The sequence below is a fragment of the Ensifer sp. 22460 genome (genome assembly GCF_052044935.1).
Classification (GTDB): domain Bacteria; phylum Pseudomonadota; class Alphaproteobacteria; order Rhizobiales; family Rhizobiaceae; genus Ensifer.
Map to the genome: position 1 here is coordinate 275,865 of NZ_JBQENZ010000003.1, position 19,675 is coordinate 295,539.

The following is a 19,675-nucleotide window of genomic DNA, read 5'->3' on the forward strand; positions in this document are numbered from 1 at the left end:
TCCAGGAAAAGTGTGAAACGGTTTTCCGTCCGGAATTGCGCAATTTCAAACAGTTGGAGCAATTCGCTGTTTCAATGAAACAGTGAATTGCTCTAGGGCCATCGCGGAAAATGCGCGTTGCCTGTTGTGGGACGCAATCTGAAGGGAAGCCGGCTGCACAGAGGCGATCGGCTTCCCTGCCCCCAATGCTCGGTTTCCGGGATCCGCCGTGTCACGACCCGACGGGCGCAGTCACGCTTCGCGTGAGCTCGCGTCAATGCTCCCAGAAATGCTTCTTGACCTCGCTATCGACCTGCTTTTCGGTCAGGCCGATATCATCGATCAACTCCGGCGAGTCGGCCGCCATATGGGCAAGCTGATCGCGGTAGTGCTGACGATCGTCCCACATGGCAAAGAGACGCTTCGGGTGAAACCACTTGGTGATGCGGCCATCGCCGGGCTCGGATGTCTGCTCAACGTCCTCGGATACGGAGTGGTAGAAGTCGGACATGCCTGACAGAAGCTTGCTCATGGTCGTCCTCCCGCGTGATGTTCAGCGCAAACTCTAGCCTCATAGGACTATGCGGCAATCGCACATGTGCAGTGTTTTGCTTCCAGCATTTGTAGTATTTTGCTGGAGCCGCAGCAGAACCGAACCGGTGAAACGACAAGGAGGCAGGTATGACCCGCATCCTGAGGCGTCGCTTTGTGCCTGCGATCCTGTCGGATCGCGAGCGTGCAGTCGCCGAACGCTTTGCTGCCGGCCTGACCTACCGCCAGATCGGCGAAGCGCTCTGCATCGCGCCATCGACCGTGCGCAGCCATCTCGCGACGATCTATGGCAAGCTTGGCGTTCGCAACAAGATCGCGCTGGCGTCAGAGATAGCCGGACCAAGGGAGTTAACGACCGCGGCACCGGCAGAGCAAGGGCCACCGGTCCTCGCCCTGTTCCCGATCGATAGCCTGAACGAAGAGCAGCGCTGGCGCCGGTTTGCCGACGGCCTTTCGTCGGATATCTGCGTCGATCTCGCGCGCTACGCGGATCTGCCCGTTGTCGCCTTTCACACCATGAGGCTGCTCGGCAATCGTGCGGAGAGCTACGACGACCATGTCCAGGCCATCGGCGCGACCTATGCGGTGACCGGCCAAGTGCGCGCCGACGACCGGCAGGTGCGGCTGACGATCCAGCTCTCGGAAACGCGCTCCGGTATGACGCTATGGAGCGAACGCTACGACCGGCCGATCGGAGACATACTCGCGCTTCAGGACGATTTGACGGAGAGCGTTGTCAACGCGCTGGCAGGCTGCTTCGGCAAGCTGGCCGCCCTCAGGCGCAATGCCAGCCGCAAGAAGACCCCCTCGAACCTGCATTCCTACGATTACTATCTTCTCGGCGTCGAAGAGCTCAACCGGTTCAGCGCGGAAGGAAACGCCGCGGCAATTCACCTCCTCACGCGGTCGCTCGAATTGGACCCCGCACGGGTAAGGGCCTGGACCGAACTGGCCTATGCCTACTCCGTCCAGGCCTGCAACGGCTATGGCATCGACTTTGATACGACCATCGGGAACTGGCGATCGGCTATCGAGGAGGCCTTGCGCCTCGATCCGGCAAACCCGTTCGCCCATACCTGCCTTGGCGATCTCAAGGCGTGCCTCGGCGATCTCAAAGGTGCCGCCGACGCCCAGGCGCACGCGTTCGAGCACGGCAAGCACAATGCCGATACCCTGGCGCTCTTGGCCGGCAGCAAGGCTCTGGTGGCCGGAAATCCGGCCGAAGCGATGCCGCTAATCGAGAAAGCGTTGTCCCTCAATCCCTTGGCACCGCCCTGGTACTACGGCATGCTCGGTCGCGTGCTCTTCGTCATCGGCCGTCATGCGGAGAGCCTTTCGGCGCTGGGACGCAGTTCACAGGAATCGCCCAATACGCTGATGTTTCAGGCCATGGGACACGCCCGTATCGGAGAGACCGAAGAAGCGGCAAGCGCCGCATCACGGTTACGCACCGAGTTCCCGGACTTCTCCGTCGAGCGCTTCATCGCCGGTTACCCGGTCACCAACCCGCCGGCGCTCAAAGCCGTTCAGGAAGGAGCCCGGCTGGCGATGCTCGACTGACGGCGCAATCTCACTTCTGCCGGCAATCGACGTCGCCCACGCGCTGGGCGGCTTCGCCTTCAAACGTCACAGACGGTTCTGCCTTCGCGGCGCAATCGCCCTTGGCGCCAGCACCCGCGCGGAAATGCACGACCGGCTGACCCTCGATCATGATGCTCGGCACCACCTCGTAGAGTTCCGGCGGGCAATTGGCGACGTCGGAGAGCCTGAGCGCCGGCTGGCCGCCGATCATCACGCTGGAGGCGCCCGAAAGCGCGCAGGACGGGATCGGCGCCCGCGCCTCCTCGGCCATTGCAGACGGAGCCGGCACGGCGAACCAAAGGCAGGCGGTGACGGCCGCTACAGCTTTCATGATCTCTCCTCCAATTGTCCCCTTGCCGGTGCAAGCTATGACACGGCCGCGCCCCCGCCTCAATATTCGGTCGGCACGGTCAAAGGCTCGGCTTCGGGCGCATCAAGGAAGGCGCGGACCGTCTGCGGCATGTGTCGCGAACCGAAGGAAAGCACGCCACAGCGCGAGAGCATCTGGCGCAGATCCGGCTGAGCCCCAAGAGATCGCCAGATCATCCGAGACGCATAAGGCAGGTTCTCCTTGCGCCAGGAGACCCCCATGGTGGTACCGCGCAGATAGACGCGCTGGTGCACTTCGAAGGGTAGAAGGATCGTCTGCGCCAGCATCGGCTCGCGCCCGATGCTGCGCTCGGCGACGAAGATGCGGTTTCGCCAGAAGGTGACGAGACCGACATATTTCGAGAACTGCTGGATCTCGTTTTTCGGGTCGCGGATGCGCTCGATCGATTTGACCCGGATCGAGCCCGCCTCCTCGTAGATCCGGGCGCAGGAACACACAACCAGTCCCGGCCAGGAGAGCGAAACATGGTAAGTCTGATAGTAGCCGATATGGCGCCTCAAGCCCGCGATGTCGCCGGGAAAGCCGTCGAGCAGCAGGCTGGCATCCGAGCGGTCGCGGTCCGGTCGCGTCATGCGCGCCTCGAACTGTTTTGCCGGCAGCGCGAAGTCCTCGGCCGCCAGTCCGAAGAAGCGGGCGATGCGCGCGACATTGTGCGGTGACGGCCGCGCTTCGCCACCGATATAGCGATTGAACTGCTGCCGGTTGATGCCGATCTCACGGCAGATCTGCGAGATCGAGCGCCGCGTCGAACAGGCAAAGCGAAGATTGGCCGAGAAGATGTCGATGTCCTGCACTGCGCTACCCGCCCTCACCTTGGCGCCAACCACCTTGATAGAAGCCGGCGGCGAAGGGATAGCGTAAAAGAGCGTAAAAAAGCGTCAAGTCGCGAAATTGTGCACGCGCCTGCAGCCATTAGGTTTCCTCGATAAACATCATACCAAAGGGAACCTTGAAATGACCGAATTCACGAAGCGACCCGACGGCCTTCTCGTCCCCGCGAGCATGGCTTCGACCGGCATCAGCCGGCGCGGCTTCCTGGCGGGTACCGCAGCGCTCGGACTTGCGGCCGGCCTCGGCGCAACGCTGGCGGCAGGCGACGCGCGCGCGCAGGAGCCAAAGCGCGGCGGCCATCTGAAGCTCGGCCTCAAGGGCGGCGCCACCACCGATTCGCTCGACCCCGCCGCCTATAGCGGTTCCGTCTCCTTCGTCATCGGTCACCTCTGGGGCGATACGCTGGTCGAATCCGACCCGAAGACCGGCGCGCCGCTGCCGGCCCTTGCCGAATCCTGGGAGCCTTCGGCGGATGCGTCGCAGTGGACCTTCAAGATCCGCAGCGACGTTAGTTTCCATGACGGCAGCAAGCTGACGGTCGCCGATGTCGTTGCGACCTTGAAGCGCCATGCCGACGAAGGCTCCAAGTCCGGCGCCCTCGGGCTGATGCGCTCCATCAAGACCATCGAGGAAAAGGGCGGCGCGCTGGTGCTGTCCTTGACCGAGGGCAATGCCGACCTGCCGCTGCTTCTGACCGACTATCACCTGATCATCCAGCCGAAGGGCGGCGTCGACAACCCGGCCTCGCCCATCGGCACCGGCCCCTACAAGCTTGCAAGCTACGAGGCAGGCCTGCGCGCCACCTTCGAGAAGAACGCCGCTGACTGGCGCTCCGACCGCGGTTTCGTCGACTCGGTCGAGATCATCGTGATGAACGACACGACGGCGCGCATCGCCGCCCTTTCTTCCGGCCAAGTTCACTTCATCAACAACATCGACCCGAAGACCGTGCCGCTCTTGAAGCGGGCGCCGCGCGTCGAGATCCTCCGGACCGCGGGCAAGGGTTTCTATAGTTTCCTGATGCATTGCGACACCGCGCCCTTCGACAACAACGATCTCCGGCTGGCGCTGAAATATGCGGTCGACCGCCAGGCGATCCTCGACCGGGTGCTCGGCGGCTTCGGCACGCTCGGCAACGACTATCCGGTCAACGGCAACTACGCACTGGCGCCTGAGGGCATCGAGCAGCGGGCCTATGACCCCGACAAGGCCTCCTTCCACTTCAAGAAGTCCGGCCACGACCGGCCGATCCTCTTGCGCACCTCCGACGCCGCCTTCCCGGGTGCGGCGGACGCTGCCGTGCTCTTCCAGGAAAGCGCCAAGAAGGCTGGCATCGAGCTCGAAGTGCGTCGCGAGCCGGAGGACGGCTATTGGACCAACGTCTGGAACGTGCAGCCCTTTTGCGCTTCCTACTGGGGCGGCCGGCCGACGCAGGATTCGCGCTACTCGACCTCTTACCTTTCGACCGCCGAATGGAACGACACGCGCTTCAAGCGCGAGGACTTCGACAAGCTCTTGCTTCAGGCCCGCTCCGAGCTCGACGATGCCAAGCGCAAGGAAAAGTACCACAGCATGGCGATGACGGTGCGTGACGAAGGCGGCCTGATCCTGCCCGTTTTCAACGATTACGTGAACGCTGCCTCGGCTTCGCTCAAGGGCTTCGTCGACGACATCGGCAACGATCTTTCCAACGGCTATGTCGCAAGCCGCGTCTGGTTCGACAGCTAAGCAATTCCACGTTCGGAAGTGCCCGAAAGAACAAAGAGATAGAGTGCTAGAACGACATGTCAGAACGTGAATTCACTGTGATCGAAAACGAATGGATCCGGCTGAAAGACGGCACCCGGCTTGCCGCCCGCATCTGGATGCCCGCCGGCGCGGAAGCCGCGCCGGTTCCGGCCGTGCTCGAATACCTGCCCTACCGCAAGCAGGGCGGCACGAGTGTCCGCGACGAGTCCACCTATCCCGTCTTTGCCGCCGCCGGCATTGCCGGCGTGCGCGTTGACATCAGAGGCTCCGGCGAAAGCGATGGCGTCATCGATGGCGAGTACACGCCGCGCGAACTTTCGGACGGCTGCGAGATCATCGAATGGATCGCCGCGCAGCCCTGGTCCAACGGCAAGGTCGGCATGATGGGCATCTCCTGGGGCGGCTTCAACTGCCTGCAGGTCGCAGCCCTGAAGCCGCCGGCGCTGAAAGCCGTCATCTCCATCGCCTCGACGGTCGACCGCTACAACGACGACATCCACTACAAGAACGGCTGCCACCTCTCCGCCCAGCTTTCCTGGGCGGCGACCATGCTCGGCTACCAGTCGCGCTCGCCGGACCCCGCAATCGTCGGCGACCGCTGGAAGGAAATGTGGATGGAGCGGCTGGAGAACGAGCCCTATTTCATGGAGGAATGGCTGAAGCACCAGCGCCGCGACGCCTTCTGGCAGCACGGCTCGATCGCAGAGGATTTCGGAAGCGTCGAGGTGCCGGCACTCGTCATCGCCGGCTGGGCCGACGGTTACCGCAACACGCCCTTGAAGGCAGTCGAAGGTCTCGGCGACCAGGCGAAGGCCCTGATCGGGCCCTGGGTGCACAAGTATCCGCATTTCGCCTTCCCGAAGCCGCGCGCCGATTTTCACGGCGAGGCGATCCGCTGGTGGAACCGCTGGCTGCGCGACGAGAAGAACGGCGCCGAGGACGGCCCGCAGGTGCGCGCCTATATTCTCGATGGCCCGCGCCCGTCGCTCCGGCGCGACAGCGATCCCGGCCGCTGGGTGGCGAAGGACGCGTGGGCATCGCCGGAGATGCAGCTTTTCGGCGTTTCCCATGACGCGCGGCTGACGCCTTCGGCCGGCGGCACCGGCATCGGCGAGATCTACTTGAAATCGCCGCTCGATACCGGAACGGCAGCCGGCGAGTATTTCACCCTGAAGCCCGACGCCGAAATGGCCGGTGATCAGCGCATCGACGATGCAGGCTCGCTTGTGTTCGAGACGGCGCCACTGCTCGCCGCCGCCGACTATCTCGGCCAGCCGACGCTGACCGTCGATGTCAGCTGCCAGGCGGCAACGGCCAATCTCGCCGTCCGCCTCGTCGACGTGCATCCGGATGGCACCGCGACCCGCGTCGCCTTCGGCGTCCTGAACCTTGCGCATCGCGACGGCAACGCCCAGCCGCGGCCAATGGAACCGGGTCGCAAGACGCGGGTGACGCTCGTGCTCGACGCCTGTGGCTATCGCTTCCGCGCGGGCAACCGCATTCGCGTGTCGCTCTCCACCTCCTACTGGCCGCTGATCCTGCCATCACCCACGGAGCCGGGCCTCACGATCGACACATCAAGCCTGTCGCTGGCGCTTCCGCTGCTTGGCGCTCACCGCGAAATCGCCGTGCCCGCGCCGGAAAACCCCGATCCGCTGCCGAAATACCGCGAACTGACACGCGGTACATCGAGCCGCACCGTCGAGCGCGACATGACCCATGGCATGACCCACTACCGGATCTACGAGGACACCGGCCTCTCCGAACATCCGGATACGGGCCTTGCCACCCAGGACATCCGCGACGAAACCTGGTCGATCGCGCCCGACGATCCGCTCTCGATGATCGGAACCTCGACCTGGACCTGTGTCGCCAAGCGCGACGGCTGGTCGGTGCGCACGGTGTCGACCTCGACGCTCCACTGCACCGAAAGCGAGTGGATCACCGAGGCTGAAGTCGTCGCCTATGAGGGTGACAAGCAGATCTTCGAGAAGCACTTCAAGAAGCGCATCCCTCGCGATTTCATGTGAGGTGCGCGCCAGGACCGGGCGGGCCGTTGGCCGCCGCCACACCCGGTCCGGCAGCACTCTCTTGACTTCATCGGTAAGGAGTTGTACCAATCGGTAAACACTTGACCGATTGGTACACAAATGCGCCACTTCTTTTCGCGTCACCAGCCTCCCGTTCATATCAACCGCGGCCTCATCGCCGGCATCGGTGGCCTTGTCGCCATTGCCGCCGTAGGCGCGCTCACCAATCTTGTCGGCCATCCCATGCTGATGGCGCCCTTCGGCGCCAGCTGCGTGCTGATCTTCTCGGCGGTAAGGAGGAGATGGCCGAGGCCGTGCTCGGCGATATCGCCGCGTGGTTCCGCACGCACATCTTCGACGCGCTGCGCAACACGGAAAATTCTGAGCAAGCGTTAGAGACGATGTTTGCCGGCGTCGACAGCTATTTCCGCCAGGGCCGCAGGCTCTGCCTGATGGGGGTGATCGCCGCAAGCGGCGCCCACGACCGTTTCGCCCGCGAACTCAACGGTTACTTCTCCGACTGGCGCGCCGATCTCGCTGCGACGCTTGAACGCGCCGGCACGCCAAAGGCGGAATGCAACGCGCTCGCCGAGGAAATCGTCGGCGGTATTCAGGGGGCATTGATCCTCGCTCGCAGCCTTGACGACCCCGGCGCCTTCGGCCGGGTGCTCGCCCGGCTGAAGACGCGGTGCCTGCCCGCATCATCGTGAAATGCGAGGGACGGCAAGGACGCCGCCGCGCTACCTGTCCCCCCCCCGCCAAATTGACAAAAATCAGATCACCGCTTGAGCCTGCCTTGACAAGCGCCTCCGCGCGCAGATATTAACCGATGAGTTAAATAACTCTACGGTTAAAGACTGGGTGCATTGGGGCGCCGAGCGAGGAGGCTTCATGACAGCGACGACCGCGAACGCAGCGCGCAAGGATATCAGCCTGGAAATCGTGCGTGACTTCGAAGCGCCGGTGAGCCTCGTCTTCAAGGTCTGGTCGACGCCCGAGCACATGCTGCGCTGGTGGGGACCGCGTGATTTCACGCCGCATTCGGTGAACATGAACTTCCGTCCAGGCGGCGCGTGGCGCGCCTGCATCCGTTCTCCCGAGGGCCAGGACTACTGGATGAGCGGCGTCTATCGCGAAGTGCGCGAGCCCGAAAAGCTGGTCTTCACCTTCGCCTGGGATGAAGAGGGCGAGCCCGGCAACGACACGCTGGTCACCGTGTCCTTTGCCGATATCGGCGGCCGGACGCGGCTGACCTTCCAGCAAACACCATTCGAGACCGTCGAGGAGCGCGACTCGCACCAGGAAGGCTGGGGCGAGTGCCTCGAGCGACTCAAGGATTACGTCGAACATGTCTGAGATCGCAAACCTGCAAAGCCCTGTGACGCCCGGCCCTAGGGCGACCCGGCGCGAATGGATCGGGCTCGCCGTGCTGGCCCTGCCCTGCATGCTCTATTCAATGGACCTGACCGTACTGAACCTTGCGGTCCCGCAACTGACCGAGGAGCTGAAACCCTCCGCCGCCCAGCTTCTCTGGATCATCGACATCTACGGCTTCATGGTCGCGGGCTCCCTGATAACTATGGGAACGCTCGGCGACCGCATCGGCCGCCGGCGCATCCTGATGATCGGCTCGATCGCCTTCGGCCTCGCCTCGATCTTCGCCGCATTTGCCTGGAACGCCGAAACCTTGATCCTCGCACGTGCCGTGCTCGGCGTCGCGGCGGCGACGCTTGCACCCTCCACCCTCTCCTTGATCCGCAACATGTTCCTGGACGACAGGCAGCGCACTTTCGCAATCGGCGTCTGGCTTGCCAGCTTCTCGGCCGGCGGTGCCATCGGGCCCGTTGTCGGCGGCCTCATGCTGTCGCAATTCTGGTGGGGCTCGGTCTTCCTTCTCGCCGTTCCCGTCATGGTGCTGATCCTGGTTCTCGGACCGATCCTGCTGCCGGAGTTCCGTGATCCCGAGGCCGGTCGGATCGACCTCACCAGCGCCGGCCAGTCGCTCGTTGCCGTGCTTTCGGTGATCTACGGCGTGAAGCACATCGCCGAGGCCGGACTCGACACGACAGCGACCTTCTTCATTCTGCTCGGCATCGCCGTCGCGATCCTGTTTGCACGCCGCCAGCTCCGGCTTGCCGATCCCTTGATCGATCTGAGGCTGTTCAAGACACCGACCTTCAGCGCGGCGCTCGGCGTCAACATCCTCGGCATGTTCGTAGGCTTCGGCGCGTTCCTGTTCGTGGCGCAGTATCTGCAGCTCGTCCTCGGGCTTTCGCCTTTCGTCGCCGGACTCTGGTCGATGCCAACGGGCGTCGCGATGATCCTCGCTTCGATGGGGGTTCCGATGCTTGCCACACGCGTCGCCGCCTCCAACCTGATTGCCGCGGGTTTCGTGCTGGCGGCCATCGGTTTTGCGATCTGCACCCAGGTGGGCACGTCGAGCAGCCCGCTGCTCGTCACGACGGGTCTCGTCGTGCTCTGCCTCGGCTTTGCCTCGGTCGGGACGCTGACGACGGACATGATCGTCGGCTCGGCGCCGCCGGAACGTGCCGGCGCAGCCTCGGCGATCTCCGAGACCAGCTTCGAATTCGGCGGCGCGCTCGGCATTGCCGTGCTCGGCAGCCTGCTGACCTCGGCCTATCGCGGCCGCATGGACGGGCTGGTGGTAACCGGCCTGCCGGAAGAGACGATCGCCGCGGCCCGGCAGACGCTCGGCGGCGCGGTGGCCGTCGCCGCCGATCTACCGTCGGCTGAAGCCGAGCGTCTATTGACGGCGGCACGTGACGTCTTCACCCAGTCCTTCGCCTTCACCGCCTCGATCTGCGTATTCCTATCGCTCGCCACCGCGCTCATGGCCTTCCTGCTCCTGCGCAAGGCGAGCGATGACGGCGACGGCAAGGCCACGGCGCTGGTCGACGAGGCAGCGCCCTCGGGCAACGTCGGATAACACCCGCGGCGCAAGTCGCCGCGGCATCAGAACGCAATCAACGCTGCACCCAGCAACGTGGGCCATCGGCCGGCGAACGGTGACATGCGCCCGAAGGGAGGAAACCGATGAAAAAGCTCTATCGCGGTAGCTGCCACTGCCGTGCCGTCACCTTCGAATGCCAGCTCGATCTCGCCCAGGGCGTTCGCCGCTGCAACTGTTCCTTCTGCGCAAAGACACGGATGCAGAAGGCCTTTGCCCTTCGCGAGGAGTTCGGGATCACCACCGGCAAGGACAAGCTCACGAGCTATCGGGCCGACAACTCGAGCTGGATCGTCGGCGATGTCGATCACTATTTCTGCAGCCGCTGCGGCGTCCGCCCCTTCTCGCGCGGTTACCACAAGGATTTTCTTGGCCATTTCTACGCGGTCAACGTCGCCTGCCTCGATGGCGTCAGCGACGCGGAACTCGCCGAAGCGCCCATCATCTACGAGAACGGCCGCGCTGACGACCATTTCAACCCGCCAGAAGACACGCGCTTCATGTGAGGCGCGGTCCGCCGGGAGTTGTACCGCGTCAGGCGACGGTCAAGGCCCGCAGCGCGTCCAGCGCCCGTTCGGCATCCGCTTCCGGCACGAAGATGTGGTCGTGATAATAGGCCGCGATCACATTGGCGCTGATGCCCTCGCGCGTCAGCGCCGCCGAGACAGCCGCAGTCAGACCAACGGCTTCCAGCGCCGAATGCACATTGAGCGTGATGCGCCGAAGCAGCGGACCGTAATCGAGCCCCGCCTCGTCCGCAGCACTGCGGGCAAGGACCAGCGTGAGCCCCTCATCCTCGCGATAAGTGGCGAGCGGCTCCAGCGCCTGGTAGCGCGCCTGATCGCGGTAGGCGACGGTGCAGTAGACATAGGTCTGCGGAAACAGCACCGGGTTCATCGTCGCCAGGAGTTTTGCGAGATCCGTTTCGCCAGCCATGACATCTTCCCCGTTTGCGCATCTGATCGGCTGAAGTGGTAGCGGATCGTCACGTTGGCGTGAAGCACGCGAACGCGATTTGACCATTGTCATTCCCGTGAAAACATGAGGTCATCAAGCGCCCGGAGTGGAAACCGGGTGGAGGAGGAAATGATGGCGTTGCGCAGCGAGTCGGCACATGCCTCTTACAGACCCCTCGGGATGCTGACGGCTACCTTCGCCGCGCTGCTGGCGGCGGTACCGCTCGCCGCCGCCCAGGAACCGGCCGTCGTCATCCCGCCGCCCTCGCTCGACGAGAAAGTGTCCGGCACGACGGAGATCGCCGTCTTTGCCGGCGGCTGCTTCTGGGGCGTTCAGGGCGTTTTCCAGCATGTCAAAGGCGTGAAAAAAGCCGTTTCGGGCTATTCCGGCGGCAGCGCTGCGACCGCCGACTACGAGACGGTCAGCGGCGGCAAGACCGGCCACGCGGAATCAGTGGAGGTCATCTACGATCCGCGCGAGGTGACCTATGGAGGATTGTTGCAGGTCTTCTTCTCCGTCGCCCACAACCCGACACAGCTCAATTACCAGGGCCCTGACCATGGCACCCAATACCGGTCGGCGCTCTTTGCCGTCACGGATGAGCAGAAGCGCATCGCCGACGCCTATATCGCCGAACTCGGCAAGTCACGCGCCTTCCCCGCGGCGATCGTTACGGAAGTCTCACCCTTTAGGGGATTCTACGCCGCCGAGGACTATCATCAGGATTTCCTGACGCGAAATCCGACGCACCCCTATATCGTCTACAACGACATGCCGAAGATCGAGAACTTGCGGGCGCTCTTCCCGCAGGCCTTCCGGGCAAACCCCGTGCTGGTGTTCAAGGCGAAAAGCTAGCACCGATAGAAATAGCGTGACGCAGCTTTCCGCCCGGAACGGCAACGCACCAATTGTCAGCGGGTTCCTGCAAGTACCGCCACGCCCTCGGCCAGCCGCCGAAACCCTTCCCGCGCGCCGTCGCTCATGTGCCGCGCCCGCAGCCAGGCGTGGATCATCTGCGGCTCCTCGCGGAAGGTGACGTTGACGCCGGCCGTAGCAAGGCGCGCGGCATAGATCCGGGCGTCATCGCGCAAGGGATCGAAGAAGGCGCCGGTGATATAGGTCGCCGGCAAGCCCGAGAGATCCTTTTCCGCCAAGGGCGCTGCGAAGGGATTGTCGGCAGGCGCCTGCAGTACCCTGCGATAATAACTGGTGTCGGCGGTCGTCAGCCCTGGCGCCTCGGCCATCTCCACATAGGAGCCGGACACGAGGTCGCCACCGAGACCCGGATAGATCAGCACCTGGCCGACGATGCCGGCGAGCCCCTCCGCTCGCGCCTTGAGCACGATGCCGGCCGTGAGATTGCCACCGGCGCTGTCACCGGCAACGACGACCGGGCGACCATCGGCGAGCAACTCCTGCAGCACCGCATAACAATCCTCGAAGGCCGCTGGCCAGACATGCTCGGGCGCCAGGCGATAATCGACCGATACCAGCTCTGCCCCGGCAAAATCCGCCAGCTCGGCGCAGATCGCATCATGGCTGTTAAGCGAACCGACGACGAAGCCGCCGCCATGGATGTAGTAGATGCGGGTCTTCGTCGAAACGGTCGCCGGCCAATAGCGCCGGATCGGGATGCGGCCATCGACGAGCCTATCCTCGCGGGTGAGACCGGCCGGGCTCGGCGCATCGAATTCGGCGCAAAGCGCGTCGTACCATTGGCGCTGCTGCTCGATCGAGGCATCGACCGCATCGGCCGGATAGAACGCCTCGCAGCGGCGGTGAAAGGCGAGGATCCCCTCCTCCGTCGGCATCGGCCGCTTCGTCATCTGGTCCACATCGTCCTCCTCTCATCCCGCTTTCGCGCCAGCTTAGCATCGGCACGCCCGCTCCCTGTTCGAAAACCGACATGACAGGAAAAAATCACCGACCGATCCGCTTGCGTTTCGGCGCTTGCCAGCCCTGCCCCGCACCTATTAACTCGCGCCATGGCCTTCACATTTCGACAGTTGCAGTATTTCGTCGCCGTCGCCGAGCTGGGTTCGATCACCCGTGCGGCGCAGAACCTTTCGATCTCGCAATCCTCGATCACCGAGGCGATCAAGGAGCTCGAAGGCGATCTCGGCGTCGAGCTCTTCGACCGCCATCCGCGCGGCCTGTCGATCACCCATAACGGCCACCAGTTCCTGCGCCACGCCACCAAGATCCTCTCCAATGTCTCCGACGCCCGACGCAGCTTTTCCGTCAGCCGCGAGGAAACCGGCGGCAAGCTCAATCTTGGGGTCACCTCGCTTGTTGCCGGCTACGTGCTCTCCGATCTCTTGGCCCGCTATCGCCGCGCCTGCCCCGGCGTCGAGGTCAGCGCCATCGAGGACAACGGCTCCTATCTCGAACATCTGTTGATCGGCGGCGAGCTCGATGTCGCCGTCATGGTCATTTCCAACCTGCGCGATCGCATGGCGCTGCAGGCCGAAATCCTCGAGACGTCGCCCTATCGTCTCTGGCTGCCGATCGGCCACCCTCTGGTCAGCGCCGACATCATCTCCGTCAGCGATATCGCCAAGGAACCGCTGATCATGCTGACGGTGGATGAAATCGAGGAGAACACCGGCAAATTGCTGTCGGCACTCGGCGCCCGCCCGCACGTCGCCTTCCGCACCCGCTCGGTGGAAGCGGTGCGCAGCCTGGTCGCGACCGGCGCCGGCATCGCGCTTTTGCCCGATCTCGTCTACCGCCCCTGGTCGCTTGAAGGCGACCGCATCGAGAGCCGCGACGTCTCCGGCGCGCTCCCCGTCGTGCAGGTCGGCATGGTCTGGCGCAAAGGCTCCGGCCTGCCGCAATCGGCGCGCGATTTCGTCGGCATCGCCGAGGCGCTTCGAAGCGCCCGCCCGCGTTAACCCACTGTATTTGTTTGCTTTCAGGCCGCTTCTGAGCGTTGATATCGGAAAAACCGAAAGCGACATTCTGTTTAATGAATTTGCGAATGCGGAGAAATCAAGGCACGCTTCATTCTGGGAACGAAGCCGTAAAATGCGGCTCAAAACTGGGAGAATTCAGATGAAGCAGATGCTTAAATCCTGCACGGCATTGACCCTGTCGCTTGGCCTTGTTGCCCCGGCATTCGCGCAGGAGCCGCTGAAGGAACTCGGCAAGGGTGAAGGCGAACTCTCCATCGTCGCCTGGGCCGGCTACATCGAGCGCGGCGACACCGACAAGAACTACGACTGGGTCACGGATTTCGAAAAGCAGACCGGATGCAAGGTCTCGGTCAAGACGGCCGCCACCTCGGACGAAATGGTGGCACTGATGAACGAAGGCGGCTTCGACCTCGTCACCGCCTCGGGCGACGCGTCGCTGCGCCTCGTTGCCGGCAAGCGCGTCCAGCCTGTTAACACCGACCTGATCCCGAGCTGGAAGACGATCGACGAGCGTATGCAGAACGCGCCGTGGTTCACGGTCAACGGCGTTCACTACGGTACGCCTTATGTCTGGGGCCCGAATGTGCTGATGTACAACAAGGACGCCTTCAAGGGCGAAGCGCCAAAGAGCTGGAATGTCGTCTTCGAGGAAATGAACCTGCCCGACGGCAAGTCCAACAAGGGCCGCGTCCAGGCCTATGACGGCCCGATCCATGTGGCCGACGCCGCCAACTACCTGATGGCCCACAAGCCCGAGCTCGGCATCAAGAATCCCTACGAACTCAACGAAGACCAGTACAAGGCGGCCCTCGATCTGCTTCGCGGCCAGCGCAAGCTGGTCGGCCGCTACTGGCACGACGCGATGATCCAGATCGACGACTTCAAGAACGAAGGCGTTGTCGCCTCCGGCTCCTGGCCGTTCCAGGTCAACCTGATGGAAGCCGAAAAGCTGCCGATCTCTTCGACCATTCCGGAAGAAGGCGTCACCGGATGGGCGGATACGACCATGCTGCATGCCGAAAGCGCCCATCCGAACTGCGCCTATATGTGGATGGAGCACTCGCTGTCGCCGAAGGTGCAGGGCGACGTCTCCGCCTGGTTCGGCGCAAACCCGTCCGTCGGTGCCGCCTGCAAGGGCAACGACCTTTTGACCGACGCCGGCTGCAAGACCAATGGCTATGAGGACTTCGACAAGGTCAAGTTCTGGAAGACGCCGGTTACGAAGTGCGAAAGCCAGGGCGAATGCGTGCCCTATCACCGCTGGGTCTCCGACTACATCGGCGTGATCGGCGGTCGCTGAGCCGTCGCGACCACATCGCAAGCATCGCCCCTCACCCTAGCCCTCTCCCCGCACGCGGGGAGAGGGAACGCCCCCGGCCAAGCCTCGGGCGTGACCTTTGAGGCAAGACGCCCGCCACGAGTCCCCTTCGCCCCGCCTGCGGGGAGAAGGTGCCCGGCAGGGCGGATGAGGGGCCACACTTTCCGGAGTACTTCAATGACCACCGCCGTTCTCTTCGACAATGTTTCCCGCCACTTCGGCGCCGTGCGCGCCGTCGATGGCGTGAACCTCGAAATCGCCGAGGGCGAATTCTTCGCCATGCTCGGTCCCTCCGGCTCGGGCAAGACCACGTGTCTCCGCCTGATGGCCGGCTTCGAGCAGCCGACCGGCGGCCATATCGAGATCTTCGGCGAGACGGCCGAGGGCGTGCCGCCCTATCGGCGTAGCGTCAACACGGTGTTTCAGGACTACGCCCTCTTCCCGCATCTCTCGATCCTCGACAACGTCGCCTACGGGCTGATGGTCAAGGGCGTCGGCCGCGAGGAACGCCGCAAGGCTGCCGAGGACGCGCTCGCCATGGTCAAGCTGCCCGGCTACGGCACCCGCCGCCCCGGACAACTCTCCGGCGGCCAGCGCCAGCGTGTGGCGCTCGCCCGCGCGCTCGTCAACAAGCCCAAGGTGCTTTTGCTCGACGAACCGCTCGGCGCGCTTGATCTGAAGCTGCGCGAGCAGATGCAAGAGGAACTGAAGAGCCTGCAGAAATCACTCGGCATCACCTTCGTCTTCGTCACCCACGACCAGGGCGAAGCACTGTCGATGGCCGACCGCATCGCCGTCTTCAACGATGGCCGCATCCAGCAGCTCGGCAGCCCGGAAGACGTCTACAAGCAGCCGAAGACCCGCTTCGTCGCCGATTTCGTCGGTTCGTCCAACGTACTGCCGGCGAAACTCTGCCAGCGGCTCGGCCTGAAGGCGCCCGCAGCCAGCCTGCGCCCGGAGGCGATCTCCATCTCCACCCCGTGGACCGGCGCGCTCAGCCTTTCGGGCACCGTCTCGGCCCATAGTTTCCTCGGCGCCGTCAACCGCGTCGTCGTCGATGTCGACGGCGCCCGCGTCGCCGTCGCCAGCCCCGCAGCGCTCACGGTGCCTGCGGTCGGCAGCCCCGTCACCATCAGCTTCGCCGCCGACGAGCTGCACCCGATGGAGGACGCATGACCGCCTTTGCCGAACCCCTCGTCCTACCTGAGCGCCGCGGTCCCGCCGGCCGCCTGTCGGACTTTTTCTGGAAGCACCCGCATCTGCTTCTGACGGTGATGCTTGCGCCGCCGCTGCTCTGGCTCGGCGTCGTCTATCTGGGCTCGCTCTTTGCGCTGTTGCTGCAGAGCTTCTTCTCGATCGACGATTTCTCCGGCCTGATCAATTACGAGTTCACGCTGGCGACCTATCGCCAGCTTTTGAGCGAAACCAATCTCGACATCATCCTGCGCACGGTGACGATGGCGGCAACCGTCACGCTCGCTTCCGCCGTCATCGCCTTCCCGATCGCCTATTACGCGGCGCGCTACGCGCAGGGAAAATGGAAGGTGCTCTTCTATCTCGGCGTCATGCTGCCGCTCTGGTCGAGCTATCTGGTCAAGATCTACGCCTGGAAGCTGATCCTCGCCAAGGAAGGCATCCTCACCTGGATCTTCGAAAAGCTGCACCTGCTCTGGCTGCTCGACGGTTGGCTGTCGCTTCCCGTCGTCGGCGGCAACTCGCTCTCGGTCAGCTATACCGGCACCTTCATCGTCTTCGTCTATGTCTGGCTGCCCTTCATGATCCTGCCGATCCAGGCAGCGCTCGAGCGCGTACCGGGCAACCTGATTGAGGCTTCCTCGGATCTCGGCGGCACGCCGGCGCAGACCTTCCGTCACGTGCTCTTTCCCTTAGCGCTGCCGGGCATCGTCGCCGGCTCGATCTTCACCTTCTCGCTGACGCTCGGCGACTACATCATCCCGCAGATCGTCGGCTCGTCCCGGCTGTTCATCGGCCAGGCGGTCTATGCTCAGCAGGGCACCGCCGGCAACATCCCGCTCGCCGCCGCCTTCACGGTGGTGCCGATCGTCATCATGGGCGCCTACCTGTTTGTGGCCAAACGCATGGGGGCTTTCGATGCGCTCTGATCGCTTGAACCGCTCGCCAATGGGCTTGAAGATGGCGGCCGCCGCCGGCCTCGCCTTCCTGCACCTGCCGATCCTGTTGATCTTCCTCTACGCCTTCACGACGGAAGAGAAGAGCTACCAGTTCCCGCCGCCGGGGCTGACCGCGCAATGGTTCGCCGTTGCCTGGAACCGGCCCGACGTCTGGGCGGCGCTGACGCTCTCGGTCAAGGTCGCCGCGATCGCCACGTCGGTGGCGCTGGTGCTCGGCACGCTCTGTGCGGCCGCCGTCAGCCAGACGCGCTTCTTCGGCCGCGAGACGATCTCGCTGCTTGTCATCCTGCCGATCGCGCTGCCCGGCATCATCACCGGCATTGCGCTTCGCTCCGCCTTCTCGATGGCCGATATCCCCTTCTCCTTCTGGACCATCGTTCTCGGCCACGCGACGTTCTGCATCGTCGTCGTCTACAACAATGCGGTCGCCCGCTTCCGGCGGATATCGGGCTCGCTGATCGAAGCCTCGATGGATCTCGGCGCCGACGGCTTCCAGACCTTCCGCCACATCATCCTGCCGAACATCGGCACGGCGCTGCTCGCCGGCGGCATGCTCGCCTTCGCGCTGTCCTTCGACGAGGTGATCGTCACCACCTTTACCGCCGGCCAGCAATCCACCCTGCCGATCTGGATGCTCGAAGAGCTGATCCGCCCGCGCCAGCGGCCGGTGACCAACGTCGTCGCCATGGTCGTGGTGCTCGTCACCTTCCTGCCGATCCTCGGCGCCTACTACCTCACCCGCGACGGCGACCAGATCGCCGGCGCCGGCAAATAACTCGACTATCAAGGGAGAACAGACATGGACACCCAACTGCTGATCGGATCGCGCTTCGAGGCCGGCACCGAGGCCGACGAACACATCCTGAACCCGCGGACGGGCGGCAAGATCGTCGACCTGCCGGAAGCCTCGCATACCCAGGTCGAGGCGGCCGTGGACGCGGCCGAAAGCGCCTTCACCACCTGGTCGCAGACCACACCCGCCGAACGCTCCAACTATCTGCTCAAGATCGCCGACGCGATCGAGAAGGATGCCGACGGCTTTGCAGCCCTTGAGGCGCTGAACTGCGGCAAGCCGATCAATGCGGTGAAGAACGACGAACTGCCGGCGATCGTCGACTGCTGGCGCTTCTTCGCCGGCGCCGTGCGCAACCTTCATGCGCCGACGGCTGGCGAATATCTGCCCGGCCACACCTCGATGATCCGACGCGACCCAATCGGCATCGTCGGCTCGATCGCCCCCTGGAACTATCCGCTGATGATGATGGCCTGGAAGCTGGCGCCAGCGATCGCCGGCGGCAACACCGTCGTCTTCAAGCCCTCCGAGCAGACGCCGCTAACGGCGCTGAAGCTTGCCCGTGTGCTCGCCGACATCCTGCCGGAAGGCGTCGTCAACGTCATTTCCGGCCGTGGCGAAACCGTCGGCAATGCGCTGATCAACCATCCGAAGATCTCGATGGTCTCGATCACCGGCGACATTGCCACCGGCAAGAAGGTGCTGGCGGCCGCCGCCAAGACCGTCAAGCGCACGCATCTGGAGCTCGGCGGCAAGGCCCCTGTTATCGTCTATGACGACGCCGATCTCGAAGCGGTGGTCAATGGCATCCGCACCTTCGGCTACTACAATGCCGGCCAGGACTGCACCGCCGCCTGCCGCATCTATGCCGAAGCGGGCATCTACGAGAAGCTGGTCGCCGACCTCACCTCCGCCGTCTCGACCATCCGCTACAATCTTGCCGACGACACCGAAAACGAGATCGGCCCGCTGATTTCGCGCCGCCAGCGCGATCGCGTTGCAAGCTTCGTCGAGCGCGCCGCCGACCAGAAGCACATCGAGATCACCACCGGCGGCAACGCCGGCAGCAGCGATGGCTTCTTCTTCCAGCCGACCGTGGTCGCCGGTGCGACCCAGGAGGACGAGATCGTCCGCCGCGAAGTCTTCGGCCCGGTCGTCTCGGTCACCCGCTTCACCGGCAAGGACGATGCGATCGCCTGGGCCAATGACAGCGACTACGGCCTCGCCTCCTCCGTCTGGACCAAGGACATCTCCCGGGCGATGAAGGCAGCCTCGCGGCTGCAATACGGCTGCACCTGGATCAACACCCATTTCATGCTGACCAACGAGATGCCGCATGGCGGCGTCAAGCAGTCGGGCTACGGCAAGGACATGTCGGTCTATGCGCTCGAGGACTACACCGCCGTGCGCCACATCATGATCAACCACGGCTGAGGCGCACACGCGCCTGAGCTCGCT

General features: G+C 64.0%; 20 protein-coding genes. 15 read left to right on the forward strand and 5 right to left on the reverse strand.

The genetic code is table 11. The features are described 5' to 3' along the window. Positions 1–253 precede the first annotated feature (253 nt). A complete protein-coding gene (locus ACTJKM_RS05550; protein ID WP_058321814.1) occupies positions 254–511 on the reverse strand; it encodes a DUF1127 domain-containing protein in 258 nt (85 codons plus the stop codon). Positions 512–660: 149 nt separating this feature from the next. Here ACTJKM_RS05550 and ACTJKM_RS05555 point away from each other — a divergent pair, with 149 nt between their 5' ends. Beyond that, a complete protein-coding gene (locus ACTJKM_RS05555) occupies positions 661–2,091 on the forward strand; it encodes a LuxR C-terminal-related transcriptional regulator (protein WP_058326796.1) in 1,431 nt (476 codons plus the stop codon). Between the two features lie 10 nt (positions 2,092–2,101). Here ACTJKM_RS05555 and ACTJKM_RS05560 read toward each other — a convergent pair whose 3' ends face one another. Next, positions 2,102–2,443, reverse strand: a complete 342-nt coding sequence (locus ACTJKM_RS05560) for a PAAR domain-containing protein (RefSeq protein WP_057253294.1) — start codon at positions 2,441–2,443, stop codon at positions 2,102–2,104. A 59-nt stretch (positions 2,444–2,502) separates the two neighbouring features. Continuing rightward, positions 2,503–3,297, reverse strand: a complete 795-nt coding sequence (locus tag ACTJKM_RS05565) for a helix-turn-helix domain-containing protein (protein WP_058326797.1) — start codon at positions 3,295–3,297, stop codon at positions 2,503–2,505. Between the two features lie 208 nt (positions 3,298–3,505). Between ACTJKM_RS05565 and ACTJKM_RS05570 the strand changes: the two genes are divergently transcribed. The 7 genes from ACTJKM_RS05570 (at position 3,506) to ACTJKM_RS05600 (ending at position 10,587) form a co-directional block, all read left to right on the forward strand. Continuing rightward, positions 3,506–5,062, forward strand: coding sequence for an ABC transporter substrate-binding protein (locus ACTJKM_RS05570; protein ID WP_058326840.1), 1,557 nt, complete (start codon positions 3,506–3,508; stop codon positions 5,060–5,062). Positions 5,063–5,118: 56 nt separating this feature from the next. Next, positions 5,119–7,113 carry a CocE/NonD family hydrolase gene (locus ACTJKM_RS05575; protein ID WP_058326798.1) on the forward strand — a complete coding sequence of 665 codons (1,995 nt, stop codon included), beginning with the start codon at positions 5,119–5,121 and terminating at the stop codon, positions 7,111–7,113. 120 nt (positions 7,114–7,233) lie between these two features. Then, positions 7,234–7,509, forward strand: coding sequence for an HPP family protein (locus ACTJKM_RS05580; RefSeq protein ID WP_440638355.1), 276 nt, complete (start codon positions 7,234–7,236; stop codon positions 7,507–7,509). Beyond that, the gene (locus tag ACTJKM_RS05585; protein WP_058321809.1) at positions 7,416–7,823 is read left to right on the forward strand and encodes an LmrA/YxaF family transcription factor; all 408 of its coding nucleotides are present in this window, start codon (positions 7,416–7,418) and stop codon (positions 7,821–7,823) included. The genes ACTJKM_RS05580 and ACTJKM_RS05585 overlap by 94 nt, the downstream gene beginning before the upstream one ends. Positions 7,824–8,004: 181 nt before the next feature. Further along, positions 8,005–8,469: an SRPBCC domain-containing protein gene (locus ACTJKM_RS05590; protein ID WP_058321570.1), complete on the forward strand. Its 465-nt coding sequence runs from the start codon at positions 8,005–8,007 to the stop codon at positions 8,467–8,469. Continuing rightward, the gene (locus ACTJKM_RS05595; RefSeq protein WP_058326799.1) at positions 8,462–10,060 is read left to right on the forward strand and encodes an MFS transporter; all 1,599 of its coding nucleotides are present in this window, start codon (positions 8,462–8,464) and stop codon (positions 10,058–10,060) included. Before ACTJKM_RS05590 ends, ACTJKM_RS05595 begins: the two co-directional genes overlap by 8 nt. Before the next feature lie 107 nt (positions 10,061–10,167). Further along, the gene (locus ACTJKM_RS05600; RefSeq protein WP_058321569.1) at positions 10,168–10,587 is read left to right on the forward strand and encodes a GFA family protein; all 420 of its coding nucleotides are present in this window, start codon (positions 10,168–10,170) and stop codon (positions 10,585–10,587) included. Positions 10,588–10,615: 28 nt separating this feature from the next. Here ACTJKM_RS05600 and ACTJKM_RS05605 read toward each other — a convergent pair whose 3' ends face one another. Next, positions 10,616–11,017 carry an ACT domain-containing protein gene (locus ACTJKM_RS05605; RefSeq protein WP_058321568.1) on the reverse strand — a complete coding sequence of 134 codons (402 nt, stop codon included), beginning with the start codon at positions 11,015–11,017 and terminating at the stop codon, positions 10,616–10,618. Positions 11,018–11,170: 153 nt separating this feature from the next. On the opposite strand from ACTJKM_RS05605, the gene msrA reads away from it, so the two are divergent. After that, positions 11,171–11,893 (forward strand): peptide-methionine (S)-S-oxide reductase MsrA, encoded by a 723-nt coding sequence (gene msrA, locus ACTJKM_RS05610; RefSeq protein ID WP_440638358.1) that lies wholly within the window; start codon positions 11,171–11,173, stop codon positions 11,891–11,893. A gap of 56 nt (positions 11,894–11,949) precedes the next feature. Here msrA and ACTJKM_RS05615 read toward each other — a convergent pair whose 3' ends face one another. Further along, complete coding sequence (locus tag ACTJKM_RS05615; RefSeq protein ID WP_058326841.1) at positions 11,950–12,864, reverse strand: alpha/beta hydrolase; 915 nt, start codon at positions 12,862–12,864, stop codon at positions 11,950–11,952. A gap of 159 nt (positions 12,865–13,023) precedes the next feature. Between ACTJKM_RS05615 and ACTJKM_RS05620 the strand changes: the two genes are divergently transcribed. The 6 genes from ACTJKM_RS05620 (at position 13,024) to ACTJKM_RS05645 (ending at position 19,651) form a co-directional block, all read left to right on the forward strand. After that, on the forward strand, positions 13,024–13,932 hold the full coding sequence (locus tag ACTJKM_RS05620) for a LysR family transcriptional regulator (RefSeq protein WP_058326800.1): 909 nt from the start codon (positions 13,024–13,026) through the stop codon (positions 13,930–13,932). A 160-nt stretch (positions 13,933–14,092) separates the two neighbouring features. Next, positions 14,093–15,253 carry an ABC transporter substrate-binding protein gene (locus ACTJKM_RS05625; RefSeq protein ID WP_058326801.1) on the forward strand — a complete coding sequence of 387 codons (1,161 nt, stop codon included), beginning with the start codon at positions 14,093–14,095 and terminating at the stop codon, positions 15,251–15,253. Between the two features lie 195 nt (positions 15,254–15,448). Further along, complete coding sequence (locus ACTJKM_RS05630) at positions 15,449–16,447, forward strand: ABC transporter ATP-binding protein (protein WP_058326802.1); 999 nt, start codon at positions 15,449–15,451, stop codon at positions 16,445–16,447. Continuing rightward, the gene (locus tag ACTJKM_RS05635; protein WP_057253272.1) at positions 16,444–17,394 is read left to right on the forward strand and encodes an ABC transporter permease; all 951 of its coding nucleotides are present in this window, start codon (positions 16,444–16,446) and stop codon (positions 17,392–17,394) included. The genes ACTJKM_RS05630 and ACTJKM_RS05635 overlap by 4 nt, the downstream gene beginning before the upstream one ends. Next, positions 17,384–18,199 (forward strand): ABC transporter permease, encoded by an 816-nt coding sequence (locus ACTJKM_RS05640; RefSeq protein ID WP_093234399.1) that lies wholly within the window; start codon positions 17,384–17,386, stop codon positions 18,197–18,199. Before ACTJKM_RS05635 ends, ACTJKM_RS05640 begins: the two co-directional genes overlap by 11 nt. Positions 18,200–18,223: 24 nt before the next feature. After that, positions 18,224–19,651, forward strand: a complete 1,428-nt coding sequence (locus ACTJKM_RS05645) for a gamma-aminobutyraldehyde dehydrogenase (RefSeq protein ID WP_058326803.1) — start codon at positions 18,224–18,226, stop codon at positions 19,649–19,651. Positions 19,652–19,675: the final 24 nt, after the last annotated feature.

Excerpts from the sequence above, each read along its gene's own strand:
- ACTJKM_RS05550 (WP_058321814.1), bottom strand. The coding sequence starts at position 511 with ATGAGCAAGCTTCTGTCAGGCATGTCCGACTTCTACCACTCCGTATCC.
- ACTJKM_RS05555 (WP_058326796.1), top strand. The coding sequence starts at position 661 with ATGACCCGCATCCTGAGGCGTCGCTTTGTGCCTGCGATCCTGTCGGAT.
- ACTJKM_RS05560 (WP_057253294.1), bottom strand. The coding sequence starts at position 2,443 with ATGAAAGCTGTAGCGGCCGTCACCGCCTGCCTTTGGTTCGCCGTGCCG.
- ACTJKM_RS05570 (WP_058326840.1), top strand. The coding sequence starts at position 3,506 with ATGGCTTCGACCGGCATCAGCCGGCGCGGCTTCCTGGCGGGTACCGCA.
- ACTJKM_RS05575 (WP_058326798.1), top strand. The coding sequence starts at position 5,119 with ATGTCAGAACGTGAATTCACTGTGATCGAAAACGAATGGATCCGGCTG.
- ACTJKM_RS05580 (WP_440638355.1), top strand. The coding sequence starts at position 7,234 with ATGCGCCACTTCTTTTCGCGTCACCAGCCTCCCGTTCATATCAACCGC.
- ACTJKM_RS05585 (WP_058321809.1), top strand. The coding sequence starts at position 7,416 with ATGGCCGAGGCCGTGCTCGGCGATATCGCCGCGTGGTTCCGCACGCAC.
- ACTJKM_RS05590 (WP_058321570.1), top strand. The coding sequence starts at position 8,005 with ATGACAGCGACGACCGCGAACGCAGCGCGCAAGGATATCAGCCTGGAA.
- ACTJKM_RS05595 (WP_058326799.1), top strand. The coding sequence starts at position 8,462 with ATGTCTGAGATCGCAAACCTGCAAAGCCCTGTGACGCCCGGCCCTAGG.
- ACTJKM_RS05600 (WP_058321569.1), top strand. The coding sequence starts at position 10,168 with ATGAAAAAGCTCTATCGCGGTAGCTGCCACTGCCGTGCCGTCACCTTC.
- ACTJKM_RS05605 (WP_058321568.1), bottom strand. The coding sequence starts at position 11,017 with ATGGCTGGCGAAACGGATCTCGCAAAACTCCTGGCGACGATGAACCCG.
- msrA (WP_440638358.1), top strand. The coding sequence starts at position 11,171 with ATGGCGTTGCGCAGCGAGTCGGCACATGCCTCTTACAGACCCCTCGGG.
- ACTJKM_RS05615 (WP_058326841.1), bottom strand. The coding sequence starts at position 12,864 with ATGACGAAGCGGCCGATGCCGACGGAGGAGGGGATCCTCGCCTTTCAC.
- ACTJKM_RS05620 (WP_058326800.1), top strand. The coding sequence starts at position 13,024 with ATGGCCTTCACATTTCGACAGTTGCAGTATTTCGTCGCCGTCGCCGAG.
- ACTJKM_RS05625 (WP_058326801.1), top strand. The coding sequence starts at position 14,093 with ATGAAGCAGATGCTTAAATCCTGCACGGCATTGACCCTGTCGCTTGGC.
- ACTJKM_RS05630 (WP_058326802.1), top strand. The coding sequence starts at position 15,449 with ATGACCACCGCCGTTCTCTTCGACAATGTTTCCCGCCACTTCGGCGCC.
- ACTJKM_RS05635 (WP_057253272.1), top strand. The coding sequence starts at position 16,444 with ATGACCGCCTTTGCCGAACCCCTCGTCCTACCTGAGCGCCGCGGTCCC.
- ACTJKM_RS05640 (WP_093234399.1), top strand. The coding sequence starts at position 17,384 with ATGCGCTCTGATCGCTTGAACCGCTCGCCAATGGGCTTGAAGATGGCG.
- ACTJKM_RS05645 (WP_058326803.1), top strand. The coding sequence starts at position 18,224 with ATGGACACCCAACTGCTGATCGGATCGCGCTTCGAGGCCGGCACCGAG.